This window comes from Streptomyces sp. NPDC089919 (assembly GCF_040684615.1).
GTDB lineage: Bacteria > Actinomycetota > Actinomycetes > Streptomycetales > Streptomycetaceae > Streptomyces.
On record NZ_JBFBGK010000097.1, the window covers coordinates 19,887 to 32,559 of the forward strand.

14 protein-coding genes are annotated in these 12,673 nt (G+C 72.7%); 11 read left to right on the forward strand and 3 right to left on the reverse strand.

Translation table 11 applies throughout. The annotated features are described in order from the left end of the window. The first annotated feature begins 73 nt into the window (after positions 1–73). The 9 genes from AB0O40_RS29725 (at position 74) to AB0O40_RS29765 (ending at position 8,856) form a co-directional block, all read left to right on the forward strand. Positions 74–259, forward strand: coding sequence for a lysine biosynthesis protein LysW (locus tag AB0O40_RS29725; RefSeq protein WP_365048133.1), 186 nt, complete (start codon positions 74–76; stop codon positions 257–259). A 2-nt stretch (positions 260–261) separates the two neighbouring features. Beyond that, positions 262–1,110, forward strand: a complete 849-nt coding sequence (locus tag AB0O40_RS29730; protein WP_365048134.1) for a RimK family alpha-L-glutamate ligase — start codon at positions 262–264, stop codon at positions 1,108–1,110. Beyond that, entirely contained in the window at positions 1,107–2,162 is a 1,056-nt protein-coding gene (argC, locus tag AB0O40_RS29735) for an N-acetyl-gamma-glutamyl-phosphate reductase (protein WP_365048136.1), read from the forward strand. Before AB0O40_RS29730 ends, argC begins: the two co-directional genes overlap by 4 nt. Beyond that, complete coding sequence (locus AB0O40_RS29740; RefSeq protein WP_365048138.1) at positions 2,159–2,974, forward strand: acetylglutamate kinase; 816 nt, start codon at positions 2,159–2,161, stop codon at positions 2,972–2,974. Before argC ends, AB0O40_RS29740 begins: the two co-directional genes overlap by 4 nt. 27 nt (positions 2,975–3,001) lie before the next feature. After that, positions 3,002–3,550, forward strand: coding sequence for a gamma-glutamyl-gamma-aminobutyrate hydrolase family protein (locus AB0O40_RS29745; protein ID WP_365048158.1), 549 nt, complete (start codon positions 3,002–3,004; stop codon positions 3,548–3,550). A 67-nt stretch (positions 3,551–3,617) separates the two neighbouring features. After that, a complete protein-coding gene (locus AB0O40_RS29750; protein ID WP_365048140.1) occupies positions 3,618–4,736 on the forward strand; it encodes a Glu/Leu/Phe/Val dehydrogenase dimerization domain-containing protein in 1,119 nt (372 codons plus the stop codon). Then, on the forward strand, positions 4,733–6,391 hold the full coding sequence (locus tag AB0O40_RS29755; RefSeq protein WP_365048142.1) for an AMP-binding protein: 1,659 nt from the start codon (positions 4,733–4,735) through the stop codon (positions 6,389–6,391). Before AB0O40_RS29750 ends, AB0O40_RS29755 begins: the two co-directional genes overlap by 4 nt. A 156-nt stretch (positions 6,392–6,547) precedes the next feature. Beyond that, positions 6,548–7,852: a pyridoxal phosphate-dependent aminotransferase gene (locus AB0O40_RS29760; protein ID WP_365048144.1), complete on the forward strand. Its 1,305-nt coding sequence runs from the start codon at positions 6,548–6,550 to the stop codon at positions 7,850–7,852. Between the two features lie 62 nt (positions 7,853–7,914). Further along, a complete protein-coding gene (locus tag AB0O40_RS29765) occupies positions 7,915–8,856 on the forward strand; it encodes a fumarylacetoacetate (FAA) hydrolase (RefSeq protein ID WP_365048145.1) in 942 nt (313 codons plus the stop codon). On the opposite strand, the gene AB0O40_RS29770 is transcribed toward AB0O40_RS29765, so the two are convergent. Then, positions 8,784–9,212, reverse strand: coding sequence for a MerR family transcriptional regulator (locus AB0O40_RS29770; RefSeq protein WP_365048147.1), 429 nt, complete (start codon positions 9,210–9,212; stop codon positions 8,784–8,786). The two genes, AB0O40_RS29765 and AB0O40_RS29770, sit on opposite strands and share 73 nt — an antisense overlap. A 65-nt stretch (positions 9,213–9,277) precedes the next feature. Here AB0O40_RS29770 and AB0O40_RS29775 point away from each other — a divergent pair, with 65 nt between their 5' ends. Beyond that, positions 9,278–10,510 carry an MFS transporter gene (locus AB0O40_RS29775; RefSeq protein WP_365048149.1) on the forward strand — a complete coding sequence of 411 codons (1,233 nt, stop codon included), beginning with the start codon at positions 9,278–9,280 and terminating at the stop codon, positions 10,508–10,510. 133 nt (positions 10,511–10,643) lie between these two features. Here AB0O40_RS29775 and AB0O40_RS29780 read toward each other — a convergent pair whose 3' ends face one another. Then, complete coding sequence (locus tag AB0O40_RS29780) at positions 10,644–11,318, reverse strand: response regulator transcription factor (protein WP_365048151.1); 675 nt, start codon at positions 11,316–11,318, stop codon at positions 10,644–10,646. Between the two features lie 173 nt (positions 11,319–11,491). Here AB0O40_RS29780 and AB0O40_RS29785 point away from each other — a divergent pair, with 173 nt between their 5' ends. Then, a complete protein-coding gene (locus AB0O40_RS29785; RefSeq protein WP_365048153.1) occupies positions 11,492–12,130 on the forward strand; it encodes a TetR/AcrR family transcriptional regulator in 639 nt (212 codons plus the stop codon). Here the strand turns inward: AB0O40_RS29785 and AB0O40_RS29790 are convergent. Then, the coding region (locus AB0O40_RS29790) for an SDR family oxidoreductase (RefSeq protein ID WP_365048154.1) at positions 12,070–12,673 on the reverse strand (604 nt) is incomplete at its 5' end. The two genes, AB0O40_RS29785 and AB0O40_RS29790, sit on opposite strands and share 61 nt — an antisense overlap.

Consider the following 12,673-nt stretch of genomic DNA (forward strand, 5'->3'; position numbering starts at 1 on the left):
TCCCCACCGGGGCTCCCCCCACGCCTCACCCCCTCCCCCGTCCGACATCCCGAACGACAGATGGAGTTCACGCATGTCCACCGCCACCCTGACCGGCGTCTGCCCCGAGTGCGAGACCGACCTGACCGTGCCGCCGGTCGTCCAGGGCGAGACCCTGGCCTGCCCGGAGTGCATGCTCACGCTCCGCGTCGAGGACATCCAGGACGGCGAGCTGTCCCTGCAGATGGTCGAGGTCACCCTGCGCGACTGGGGCCAGTAGAGATGACCAAGAGAGTCGCGATCGTCGCGGACCGGATCGGCTGGGAGGAACGCCAGCTGATCCAGTCCGCGCCGGCCCTGGGCCTGGAGGTCGACTGGGTCAACGACGAGTCGCTGTGCCTGGGCCATCCGGACACCCCGTCCGTCGACCAGTACGACGCGCTGATGATCCGCAGCCGCAGCTACACGCGCGGCGGGCTGATCGCCACGCTCGCCGAGGCGAGCGGGGTGCCGGTGCTCAACTCGGCCGGTGCCATCCACGCGTGCGAGAACAAGCTGGTGCTGCGGGCCGTGCTGCGCGAGGCCGGGGTGCCGGTGCCGGACTTCCGGCTGGCGGTGTCCCGCAAGGACTTCGAGAAGGCCCTGGACGACCTCGGGCTGCCCGTGGTGATGAAGCCGGTCTACGGCGGCATGGGCAAGCGGGTCACCCTGATCCGGGACGCCGATCTGGCGCACTCGGTCTACGACTACATCGAGGACCTGGGCCACGCCTTCGAGCAGGCCTGCCTGATCGAGCCGTACCTGGGCGGCGGGTCCATCCGCTGCCTGGTGATCGGCGAGGAGATCGTCGCCGCCGCGGAGTTCGAGAGCGCCGGCGCCGACTGGCGCAGCAACGCGGCCCTGGGCAACCAGAGCCGGGCCCTGGCCCACGACCCGGAGGTCCAGAAGGTCGTGGACGGGGTCGTCGACCGGCTCGGTCCCGGCATCTACGGGGTCGACCTCTTCAAGACGCCCTCGGGCCACCTCGTCAACGAGGTCAACCACGCCCCCGCCTGGCGGGGCGTGGCGTCGACGACGGGCGTGGACATCCCGGCGGCGGTCGTCGCCCACGTGCAGGAGATGCTCGCATGATCCGTGTCGGAATCGTCGGGGCCTCGGGGCTGGCCGGCGGTGAACTGATCCGGCTGGTCCTCCAGCACCCCGACCTCGAACTGACCTACCTGGGCGGCAACTCCAGCGCCGGCAAGCGGCCGGCGCAGCTGCACCCGGGGCTCCGGCTGGACCTGGGGCTGACCGTCGAGGCGGTCGACGCGGACGTGCTGGCCGAGCGCTGCGACGTGGTCTTCCTGGCCACGCCCGCGCCGGTCTCGGCCGAGCTGGCCGGGCTGCTGGCGGACCGGGTCAACGTCATCGACCTCAGCGGCGCCTTCCGGATCCGCACGCCGGAGCTGCACGAGAAGTGGTACCCGAAGGCGGCCCGGTCCACGGAGCTGGCGGACCGGTTCGTCTACGGCGTGCCGGAGCTGATCGGCGAGCAGCTGGTGGGTGCCCCGCTGATCTCGGTGCCGGGCTGCTACGCGACGGCCATCACGCTGGGGCTGGCGCCGCTGACCCTGGGTCTGGGGCTGAACCTCAAGACCGTGGTGGTGGACGGCAAGAGCGGTTCCAGCGGCGGCGGCCTCCAGCTGCGGACCGCGGACCTGCACCCGCTGCGCAACGGTGCGATCGCGCCGTACGCGCCGGTGGGGCACCGGCACGCGGCCGAGGTGAGCGACTTCCTCGAGCGCGGCAAGCCCGGCACGGTCGGTTCGCTGACCATGTCGGCGTACGGGGTCTCGCACGTGCGCGGGCTGATGGCCAGCGCGTACGTCTTCACCGACGACCCGGTGAGCGAGCGGGACCTGCAGCGGGCGTACCTGCGCTTCTACAAGGGGAGCCGGTTCGTACGGGTGCGGCGGAACAACGAGACGCTGATCCCGGTGCCCGACCCGCAGGCCGTGCTCGGTTCCAACTACTGCGACGTGACCGTGCTCCACGACGCGGACGGCGGCCGGATCGTCGTCCTCGCGGCGCTGGACAACCTGGTCAAGGGCGCGGCGGGCCAGGCCCTCCAGGCGCTCAACCTGCGTTATTCGCTGCCCGAGGAGACGGGCCTGACGATGCAGCCGGTGATGCCCGCATGAACGCACACCCGAACGAGTCCCTGCCGGACACCGTGCCCACCGTCGTCAAGCTCGGCGGCAGCTGCCTGGACGAGCTCAGCGGCGCCTGGTGGGACGACCTGGCCCGGCACGGGCGGGACAAGCCGCTGGTGCTGGTGCACGGCTGGTCCAAGCCGCTCAAGCGGCTGCGCCCGGAGTACAGCGAGCCCTCGGCGATCCTGCGGGACCGCTACGGCAACCAGAGCCGCTGGACCACGCCCGCGGTGATCGAGGACATCAAGACGGTCAGCGTGGTGATGGCCGAGGACGTCATGTCCCGGCTGGAGCAGCGGGGCATCACCTGCGAGCGGCTGCTGGGCAGCGACGGCCTGGTCCGGGCCGGCGCCGGCGAGCGCTGGTGGTGGCAGGGCAAGCAGCTGGTCGAGCTGGAGAACCTGGTCGGCCCGATCACCGGGGTGGACCCGGGGGCGCTCAAGAACCTCCAGCCGGGCCACGCGTACCTGGTGACCCCGCTGGCGCAGAACGACGCCGGCAAGGAGGTCAACACCGACGCCGACCGGGCGGCGGCGGCCATCGCCGGCGCCACCGGCGCCACCGACCTGGTGCTCGTCACGGACGTGGCACACCTGCTGATCGACGGGGAGCCGGTCCCGGCGATCGACGCCGAGGCGGCCGCGGCCTTCCGCGACAAGGGCGCCACCGGCGGCATGCGCAAGAAGCTGCGGGCCGCCGGCGAGGCGCTGGAGGCGGGCGTGGCGCGGGTCGTCATCGGCAGCGCGCCCGTCACCGACCTGCTCGCCGCCCGTACCGGCACCGTCATCACGCGATCCTGAGAGGCCAGAAACGTGGCGCAATCCCGAGTGCTAGTCGTCAACAACGGGACCTTGTCCCTCAAGCAGCTGCGCGGGCGCTTCGAGGAGCTGGGCTCCCAGACCGACACGGTCGACGCGGCGTCCGTGCCCGCCTCGCTGGGCGGCCGCTACCAGGCGATCGTGCTGAGCGGCACCAAGGTCCGGGCCTTCGACCGCGAGTACTACAAGCCGCTGATCGACCTGGTCATGACGTCGGAGGTACCGGTCTTCGGCATCTGCGGCGGCATGCAGATCCTGGCGGTGTCGGCGGGCGGGCAGCTGGCCGAGGGGCCCCAGCGGGTCGGCGGCTACGAGGTGCAGGTCGACAAGGAGGAGCCGCTCTTCACCTACGTGAAGCCGACGGTGACCGTCTTCCACCGGCACACCCTCTACCTCCAGGAGGCCCCGGCGGGCTTCCGGTCCATCGGGCGCTCCGAGCACGCGCCGGTGGAGTTCCTGCGCTCCGACGACGGCCGGATCCTCGGCGCCCAGGCGCACCTGGAGTTCCGCAGCGACGGCCTGGAGATCCTGCGCGGCTTCGCCCAGCTCTACCAGTGACGTCCGCGCCCCGTCCGGCGTCCCGACGTACCCCCGTGACTTCCCCTACGTATCCGAGGACTTCGTAATGAGCGATCTGGACATCCCGCAGGACCCGGCCTTCGCGGTCCATCTGAACGGGAGCGGCGGCGCGATCAAGGGCTGGGTGGTCGTCGACTCCCTGTACGACGGCCTGGCGATGGGCGGCACCCGGATGACCACCGGGGTCACCGAGGCCGAGGTGGCCGGGCTGGCCCGCGACATGACGCACAAGTTCACCCTGGCCGGGCTGCGCATCGGCGGCGCGAAGGCCGGCATCGTCTCGGACGGCAGCGACCGCGAGGAGACCTTCAAGACCTTCGGCCGGACGGTCAAGCCGCTCCTGCACGGCGGCATCCACCTGGGCATCGACATGGGCGTCACCCCGGCCGACCGGGCCGTCTTCTTCCAGGAGGCCGGGTACGACCCGCGCTTTCGGCTGGGCGCCCCGGACATGCCGATCGACTGGCGCACCTACTACGAGCCGCTGATCGACTGCACCGGTCACGGGGTCGGGGTGGCCGCGGTCACCGCCCTGGAGGAGAGCGGGCGCACCGAGTCGGCGCGGGTCGTGGTGCAGGGCTTCGGCGCGGTGGGCCGCGCGGTGGCCCGGTTCCTCGAGGACCGCGGTCACGTGATCGTGGGTGTCGCGGACGTCGAGGGCACCATCAGCGCCGAGCGGCTGCCGGTGGCCGACCTGGTGGCGATCACCGACGAGTTCGGGCGGATCGACCGCTCGCGGCTGCCGGCGGAGGTGCGCCTGGACTCCGGTCCGGACGCCTGGCTGGACGTGGACGCGGACCTGCTGATCCTGGCGGCGCAGAAGAACGCGCTGAACGCGGAGAACGTGCACCGGCTGCGCGCCTACCTGGTGGTCGAGGGCGGCAACCTGAGCTCCGACGCGGAGGCGAAGGAGAAGGCCCGGGCGGCGGGCGCCACGCTGGTGCCCGGGGTGATCGCGAACATCGGCGGGGCCGCCTCGGCGGCGCTGGCCGTCACCCGGACCGTGCCGTTCGAGCTGGCCGCCGAGGCCCGCAAGGCGTGGGTCTTCGACTGGGTCGGCGACCGGGTCCGGCGCAACACCCGGGACCTGCTGGAGATCGCCGCGGCGAGCGCCGGCGATCCGCTGCCGGAGCTGCTGGCGATCCGCCGCGAGGAACGCCGATGAGCCCGTCGACGACCTCCGCGATCCTGTCCGCCTCCGCCGCCGCGGACCGGATGGCCGAGTACCGGCGGCGCGGCTGGTGGCGGGACGAGACCTTCCTGGACGACCTGCGCCGGCAGGCGCGGGAGCGGCCGCGGAAGCTGGCGATCGCCGGCCGGCGGCTGGAGGAGGCCCGCACCGACACCCTGGACTACGCCGAACTGGCGCGGCTGACGGACCGGTTCGCCGGGGCGCTGCTGGAGCTGGGCGTGGAGCGCGGGGACGTGGTCGCCGTGCAGCTGCCCAACCGGTGGGAGATGGTCCCGCTGATGTTCGCCTGCATGGCGGTGGGCGCGGTGATCTGCCCGATCGCGCCGGTCTGCCAGGAGGAGGAGCTGCGGCACCGGCTGTCGCTGACCGAGGCGCGGGTGTGCGTGACGGTCCCGGACTGGGAGGGGTACCCGCTCGCCGAGACGGTGGCCTCGCTCCAGTCGGAGCTGCCGCTGGAGCACGTGGTGGTGGTCGGCGGGCACGCGCCGGACGGTGCGGTCGACTTCCACGACCACTTCGTGGACGAGCACTGGGAGAAACTGCGCTCCAGTGACCTGGAGGGGCGTCAGCTGCGGCCCGACGAGCCGTTCGTGGTGCTCTTCACCTCGGGCACCACGGGCTTCTCCAAGGGCGTGGTGCACAGCCAGAACACCGTCCACTCGGGTGTGCGCGGCTACGTGGACACCTTCCTGCTCCGCGACGACCTGGTGGTGGCGGTCACCACCCCGCTGGTGCACTACTCGGGCTTCGGCCAGGGCGTGCTGGCGGGCGTGATGCTCGGCGGCACGGTCGCCTTCCAGGACGGGCCGGACTTCAACGGCCTGCTGGACCTGGTCGAGCGGTACGGGGCGACCCTGCTGTACGGGCCGCCGCCGACGCTGACCGGGGTGGCGCGGGCGCAGCAGATCGACCCGCACGACGTCTCGAGCCTGCGGCACACGGTCACCGGCGCCGCGCCGGTGCTCCAGCAGTTGGTGGACGAGCTGCGGCAGACCTTCGGCGCCCGGACGTACTCGGTGTGGGGCATGTCGGAGTTCGGGCCGGTCACCATCAGCCGGCTGGACTACAACCAGGACTGGGCGGCGCACAGCCACGGGCGGCCGATCGACTCGATGGAGATCCGCATCGACCTGTGCCACGACCCCTCCAAGCGGGCCCCGGTGGGCCGGCTGCGGGCGCGCGGCGCGTCGCAGGCGCTGGGCTACTACAAGCAGCAGGACGCCTTCGACTCGGAGCTGACGGTCGACGGCTGGTTCGACACCGGGGACGTGGCGCGGGAGGACGGCCGGGGCGGCATCCGCATCCTGGGCCGTTCCAAGGACACGGTCCTGCGTGACGGGATCGTGGTGCCGATGGCGGAGCTGGAGGCGATCATCTCGCGGCACCCGAAGGTGGCCGAGGCGACGCTGCTGGGTCCCAACGGCACGGTCGACGACCCGATCCTGGCGGTGGCGGTGCCGACCGGCCGCCGGCACCCGACGCTGGCCGAGCTGCGCGAGCACCTGCGTGCGGCGGGCCAGGACCCTCGTTTCTTCCCGGAGCGGCTGGAGGTGGTCGAGGCGCTGCCGAAGACCCTCACCGGCAAGGTCCGCAAGGTCGAGCTCCGGGAGACCTACTCCGGGGGGTGACCCCTCCCCCCGGTCATGGCCGCCGGGGGGTGTCCTCCCCCGTCACCCCCCGGCTTCGGCCGCCGGCGTTAACGGCGTTAACGCCGTTAACGCCTCTGGCGGCCCACACGTCCCATCCATCTCACCCACCCCACGTTTTTCGACGAGGAGCCCCTGATGCCCGCACCCGCGCCGGTGACCATGTCGGCGACGCTCGCCGCCGACGAGGAGCTGGAACGCCGCCGCGCCGCCGGCGAGCGGGTCCTGTTCCTCGCCAGCGGCGAGGTCGGGCTGCCGGTGCTGCCGCAGCTCAAGGAGCAGTTGTCGGCGGCGGCCGGCCGCAACGCGTACGGGCCGGTGACCGGCAGCCTCGAGCTGCGGGCCGCGGCGGCCGGCTACTGGGGGCGGCGGGGGCTGCCCGTCGACCCGGAGCTGGTGGTGTGCGGACCGGGCAGCAAGCCGCTGCTGTTCGCGCTGCTGCTGGCGGTCGGCGGGGACGTGGTGGTGCCGGTGCCGAGCTGGGTCAGTTACGCCGCGCAGGCCCGGCTGGCCGGCGGCCGGGCGATCCCGGTGCGCACCCGGCCGGGTGAGGGCGGGGTGCCCGACCCCGAGGCGCTGCGCGAGGCGGTGGTGCTGGCCCGGGCGGCCGGGCAGGACCCGCGGTGCGTGGTGGTGACGCTGCCGGACAACCCGACCGGCACGATCGCCCGGCCGGCCACGGTGCGGGCGCTGGCGGAGACGGCCCGGGAGCTGGACCTGGTGGTGATCTCCGACGAGATCTACTGCGACCTGGCCTTCGACCCGGCCGACCGGGCGCTCTCGCCCGCGCAGTTCGCCCCCGAGCGGACGGTGGTGACCACCGGGCTGACCAAGAACCTGGCGCTGGGCGGCTGGCGGATGGGCGTGGCCCGGCTGCCGGAGGGCCGCTCGGGCCGGGAGCTGCACACCCGCCTGACGGGGGTGGCCAGCCAGCTGTGGTCCAGCACCGCGGCGCCCGTGCAGGCCGCGGCGGCCTACGCCTTCGGTGAGCCGCCGGAGGTGGCCGCGCACGTGGCGGCCTCGGTCCGGCTGCACGGCACGGTGGTGCGCGAGGTGGCCTCGTACGTGGCGGCCACCGGCGCGGAGCTGGCGCCGGTGCGGGCCACCTCCTACCTCTACCCCGACTTCGAGCCGCTGCGCGAGGGCCTGGCGGGGGCGTACGGCGTGCGGGGCGGCGCGGAGCTGGCCGCGCTGTTCGCCGACCGGTACGGCGTGGGCCTGCTGCCGGGCAGCGCCTTCGGCGAGTGCGCCCGCTCGCTGCGGATCCGGCTGGCCACCAGCCGGCTGTACGGCGAGGGCGACGAGCAGCGGCAGGCCGCGCTGACCGCCCCGGCCCCCCTCGAACTGCCCTGGATCAGAACCTCGCTCGACCGCATCGCCGAGGTCCTCCTCGACCTCACCGCTCCGCTGTCCGGCCGGCCCGCCGCGATGGTGCGGCCGTGACCACTCCCCCGCGCGCCCCGGGCGCGCGTCCGTCCCCCGATCCCAGGAGGTCCCTGACCGCCATGTCCATCCTCTTCGAATGCGAGTACCAGGGCCTGCGCTACGCGGGCCTGGACCTGCCGGTTGCCGGCGAGCGCCAGACCCTGTACCGGGTGACCGAGGGGCGGCTGCGCGAGCTGTTCCTGGCGGGCGGCGGCCCGCAGGCGGTGCGCGACGCGCTGGCCGCCACGGCGGAGACGGTCGAGGTCGACGCCGAGGACCCGGAGCTGCGCTTCCTGCCGCCGCTGCTGCCCACCGGCAGCAACAACGCGCTGGTGACCGGCTTCATGGGCACCCACCGTTCCAAGTTCCCCGCGCCGCCGGCCCCGGACGAGCCCTTCCACGCGCCGAACTGGCTGATCAAGGGCTTCGGTTCGTGGCTCAAGACCCAGGGCGAGCCGCTGACCGTGCCGGCCTCCTCGGTGGCGCTGCTGGAGGAGCCGGAGGTGGCGCTGGTCTTCGTGAACGACGACGAGGGCGTCCCGCACTACGCCGGCTACACCTTCGCCAACGACCTCAACGACATCGGGCTGCACCAGCAGAACCCGTGGGGCTGGACGCCGTACGCCAAGCTGTGCGACACGTCCATGACGCCCTGGCTCTTCCTCGGCGAGCCGCCGGCCACCGTCACCGGGCGGATCGTCATCGAGCGCGCGGGGGCCACGGCCTGGAAGGGCGACTTCGCCTGCGGCGGGGACGCGATCTTCCAGCGGGTGCCGGACATGGTGGACAACCTCTTCTCGTACCCGGCGATGCGCCGGCCGGGGCTGGTCAACTACCTGCTGCTGGGCTCGGACAAGGCCAGCTGGCACGACGGCTTCCGGATCGCCGACGGCGACCGGGTGACCTTCCACCTCGAGAGCCACGGCGTGGTGCTGTCCAACGAGATCGCCTACGCGCCCGCCGTCGAGAGGGCGGCCTCGGCCGGCTTCGCGGCCTTCGCCCCGGCGTCCGCCGCCGGCTGAGGGTCGCGGACCGCGTCGAGGTAGCCGGAGATCGCGTCGCGGTTGCGGACCAGGCAGCGGATGCGCTCGGTCATCCGGTCGCGTTCGTGCTCCAGGGTCGCGATGGTCTCCGCGGTGGCGCCGGAGAAGTGGATGGCCCGGGGCGCGTCCAGGCAGGGCAGGACCTGCCGGATGATCCGGGTCGGCAGTCCGGCGTCGAGCAGTCCCCGGACCTGCAGGACGCGGTCCACGCACGCCTCGGCGTACTCGCGGTAGCCGTTCAGTGAGCGGCCGGAGCTGATCAGGCCCTGTTCCTCGTAGTAGCGCAGCAGCCTGCGGGACGTCCCGGTGCGCTCCGACAACTGTCCGATTCGCATGTGACCCACCTCACATCAGACCGTCTTGACCTTCACACTTATGTAAGGGTTTGAGCATACAGGCCATGACAACTTCCCAGACTGAGACGCCCACTTCACCCTCCCCCTCCCCCGTCGGGGCCAACGGCGCCAAGGAGCAGAAGCTTCCCTGGTCCCCGCTGCTGGCCCTGGCCACCGCCGCGTTCATGGGCATCCTCACCGAGGCGCTGCCCGCGGGCGTGCTGCCCGAGATGGCCAAGGACCTCTCCGTCAGCGAGTCCGCGGCGGGGCAGTCCCTGACCATCTACGCCATCGCGACCGGTCTCTCGGCGATCCCCCTGTCCGTGGCCACGGCGGGCTGGCGGCGGCGCAAGCTGCTGCTGCTCGCCGTGGTGACCTTCGCCGTCGCCAACCTGGTCACCGCCGTCTCCTCCAACTACCCGCTGACCATGGGCTTCCGCATGCTCGCGGGCATCGCGGCCGCGGCCGTGTGGGCCGAGCTGGTCGGCTACGCGCGCCGGCTGGCGCCCCCGCACCTCCAAGGGCGGGCCATCGCCATCACCATGGCCGGCATCCCGCTCGCGCTGTCGCTGGGCATCCCGGTGGGCACGTTCCTCGGCGGGCTCTTCGGCTGGCGGCTGACCTTCGGTCTGGTGACCGTGGTCTCCGTGCTGCTGGTGGTGTGGATCCTGGCGTCCGTGCCGGACGCGCCGGGTCAGCGGCCCGAGAGCCGGGAGCCGATCCTCAAGGCCCTGAAGCTGCCGGGCGTGGTGGCGGTGCTGTTCGTCGTCGCCGCGTACGTGCTGGCCCACAACATCCTCTACACCTACATCGCCACCTTCCTCGACGAGATCGACATGGGCGGCCAGCGCGACGTCATCCTGCTGGTCTTCGGCATCGCCTCGATGGTGAGCATCTTCATCACCGGTGCGATGGTCGACCGGCGGCTGCGGGCGCTGACCGTCGGCTCCACGGCGCTCTTCATCGTGGCGGCCGTGCTGCTGGCCCTGCTGTCCGACAGCGCGGTCATCGTCTACGGCGCGATGATCCTGTGGGGCCTGGGCTGGGGCGGCGTCGCCACCCTGCTGCAGACCGCGGTCACCGACGCGGGCGGCGACCGGGGCCAGGCGCTGCTCGTCACCACCTGGAACTCCTTCATGGCGGGCGGCGGCGCGGTCGGCGGCATCCTGCTGGACTCGCTGAGCCCGACCTCCTTCCCCTGGAGCGTGCTGCTGCTCCTGGTCCCGGTGTTCGCCGTGGTGGTGCTGGCCCGCTCGCACGCCTTCCCCGCCAAGCGGCCCGGCTCGGGCCCGGCCTGATCCACCCCGACGGGTACGTCCGGTCGTACGGCCGGACGTACGCGGCGGCGTACCGCACGCGGACACGGCCCCTGAGTGACCGACGGGTTCAGATTCCTGACCCGTGGTCCTCGGGGGCCGTGTGCGTGCGCGCTCAGCCACGGCCCATGCGGTAGCCGACGCCGCGGACCGTGATGATCCAGGTCGCGGCGCCCAGCTTGGCGCGCAGGCTGCTGACGTGGGTGTCGATGGTGCGGCTGGAGTCGGCCCAGCTGGTGTCCCAGACCCGGGCCATCAGCTCCTTGCGGGAGACCACGCCCGCGGGGTTGGCGGCCAGCATGTGCAGCAGCTCGAACTCCTTGGCGGTCAGGTTGACCTCCTGGCCGCGGACCCTGACCTCCCTGGTTAAGAGGTCGATGCGCAGCGGCTCCAGCGAGATGGTCCGGGCCGGCTCCGGCCGCGGCAGCGCCCGGCGCAGCACGGCCTCGATCCGGGCGGCCATCTCGCGCGAGCCGCACGAGGTCACCACGCAGTCGTCCGCGCCGGCCTTCAGGGCCAGCACCCGGTCCATCTCTGTGTCCCGGGCGGTCACCGAGATGATGGGCTTGTCGCCCGCCTCGCGGATGGACTTGCACACCTCCAGGCCGTCGATGTCGGGCAGGTCCAGGTCGAGCAGGACCAGGTCGGAGTGCTGATGGGTGCGCAGGGCCTTGGCCCCGGTGTCCACGCTGCTCGCCGCGTACCCCTGCCGGCGCAGGTCGCGCACCCTCGCCTCCGCCTCGTCGGCGTCGTCCTCGACGACCAGCACGCGGATCATCACCTGTGTCATCTGCTCCCCCTCATACTCCGGTCCGGAGCGAGGACGCACCCCTGCCGCGCGCCCTCGAGCGTGACTAAATAATAGTTCTCTTTTTTTTTGAACGGCAGCAGGTGTGCGATGACTAACGTCGGATGGACAGCAACCGGCGTCGAGCATGCCGTCAGGGAAGGGAACATGCAGTGATGCAAGAGAGGGCCGCCCGCACGCGTCGGGTCCTGGTCACCGCCGCCGCCCGGGAGTTCGACCTCAACGGGTACGCGGGGTCGTCACTGGCCCGGATCACCAGATCCGCCGGCATCTCCATGGGGGCCCTGACCTTCCACTTCCCCAACAAGGAGGAACTGGCGGCGGTGGTGCGGCAGGAGGGCCACGCCGCCACCTCGGCCGCGGTGCGCCAGGTCCTGGCGCGGCGGGAACCGCCGGTGCAGACCGTGGTGTCGCTGACCCTGGCGCTCGCCGCCCTGATGGAGCGCGAGGACGTCGTACGGGCCGCGGCCCGGCTCAGCCGCGAGCAGCCGGGCGCGGCCCCGGACTGGACCTCCGCCTGGCTGCCGGTGGTCCGGGAGCGGCTGCACGCCGGCCGGGGCGCCGCGGAGGCGGTCAGCGGCTGTACGGCGCTGACCGCGCTCGCCGCGCACCTGGTGCGGGGCGTGGAGTCGGACCTGCGGGCCGGGGCCGGCCGTCAGGGGCAGCCCGACGGCCGGCCGGTGGCCCAACTGGCCCGGATCTGGGAGCTGGTGCTGCGCGGGCTGGCCCCGCGTCAGACCGCGCTGCAGCCGCCGTCGACCGGGACCGCTCCCCCGGTGACGAACGACGCCTGATCGCTCAGCAGCCAGGCCGCGGCCCGGGCCACCTCGACCGGCTCCGCCATCCGGGGCTGGACGGCCCGGGCCACCGCGGCCTGTTCCAGTGCGGGGAACTGGGCCACGGCGCCCTCCATGAGCTCGGTGCGGGTGGCGCCGACCATCAGGGCGTTGATCCGGATGCCGTGCCGGCCGTACTCGGCCGCCGCGGACCGGGTCAGGCCGAGCACGGCGTGCTTGGCAGCCACGTACGGGGAGACCGCGCCGGTGGCGAACAGCCCGGCGGTGCTGGAGGTGTTGACCACGGCGCCGCCGCGGCCGCCCCCCAGCATCGCCGGGAGCTGGTGTTTGAGACAGTTCCACACGCCCCGCACGTTGACGTCCATGATGCGGTCGAAGACCGCGTCCTCGGTCTCGTGCAGGACCGGCCCCACGGCCCCCCAGCCGGCGTTGTTGAAGGCGCCGTCCAGGCGCCCGAAGGCGTCGAGCGCGCGGGTGACGGCATACAAGAATGGGAACACGAAGAGCAGGAAGACATGTGGGTCGATCACATGACCGCTT

Coding starts and splice junctions, on each gene's coding strand:
- AB0O40_RS29725 (WP_365048133.1), top strand. CDS start 74: ATGTCCACCGCCACCCTGACCGGCGTCTGCCCCGAGTGCGAGACCGAC.
- AB0O40_RS29730 (WP_365048134.1), top strand. CDS start 262: ATGACCAAGAGAGTCGCGATCGTCGCGGACCGGATCGGCTGGGAGGAA.
- argC (WP_365048136.1), top strand. CDS start 1,107: ATGATCCGTGTCGGAATCGTCGGGGCCTCGGGGCTGGCCGGCGGTGAA.
- AB0O40_RS29740 (WP_365048138.1), top strand. CDS start 2,159: ATGAACGCACACCCGAACGAGTCCCTGCCGGACACCGTGCCCACCGTC.
- AB0O40_RS29750 (WP_365048140.1), top strand. CDS start 3,618: ATGAGCGATCTGGACATCCCGCAGGACCCGGCCTTCGCGGTCCATCTG.
- AB0O40_RS29755 (WP_365048142.1), top strand. CDS start 4,733: ATGAGCCCGTCGACGACCTCCGCGATCCTGTCCGCCTCCGCCGCCGCG.
- AB0O40_RS29760 (WP_365048144.1), top strand. CDS start 6,548: ATGCCCGCACCCGCGCCGGTGACCATGTCGGCGACGCTCGCCGCCGAC.
- AB0O40_RS29765 (WP_365048145.1), top strand. CDS start 7,915: ATGTCCATCCTCTTCGAATGCGAGTACCAGGGCCTGCGCTACGCGGGC.
- AB0O40_RS29770 (WP_365048147.1), bottom strand. CDS start 9,212: ATGCGAATCGGACAGTTGTCGGAGCGCACCGGGACGTCCCGCAGGCTG.
- AB0O40_RS29775 (WP_365048149.1), top strand. CDS start 9,278: ATGACAACTTCCCAGACTGAGACGCCCACTTCACCCTCCCCCTCCCCC.
- AB0O40_RS29780 (WP_365048151.1), bottom strand. CDS start 11,318: ATGACACAGGTGATGATCCGCGTGCTGGTCGTCGAGGACGACGCCGAC.
- AB0O40_RS29785 (WP_365048153.1), top strand. CDS start 11,492: ATGCAAGAGAGGGCCGCCCGCACGCGTCGGGTCCTGGTCACCGCCGCC.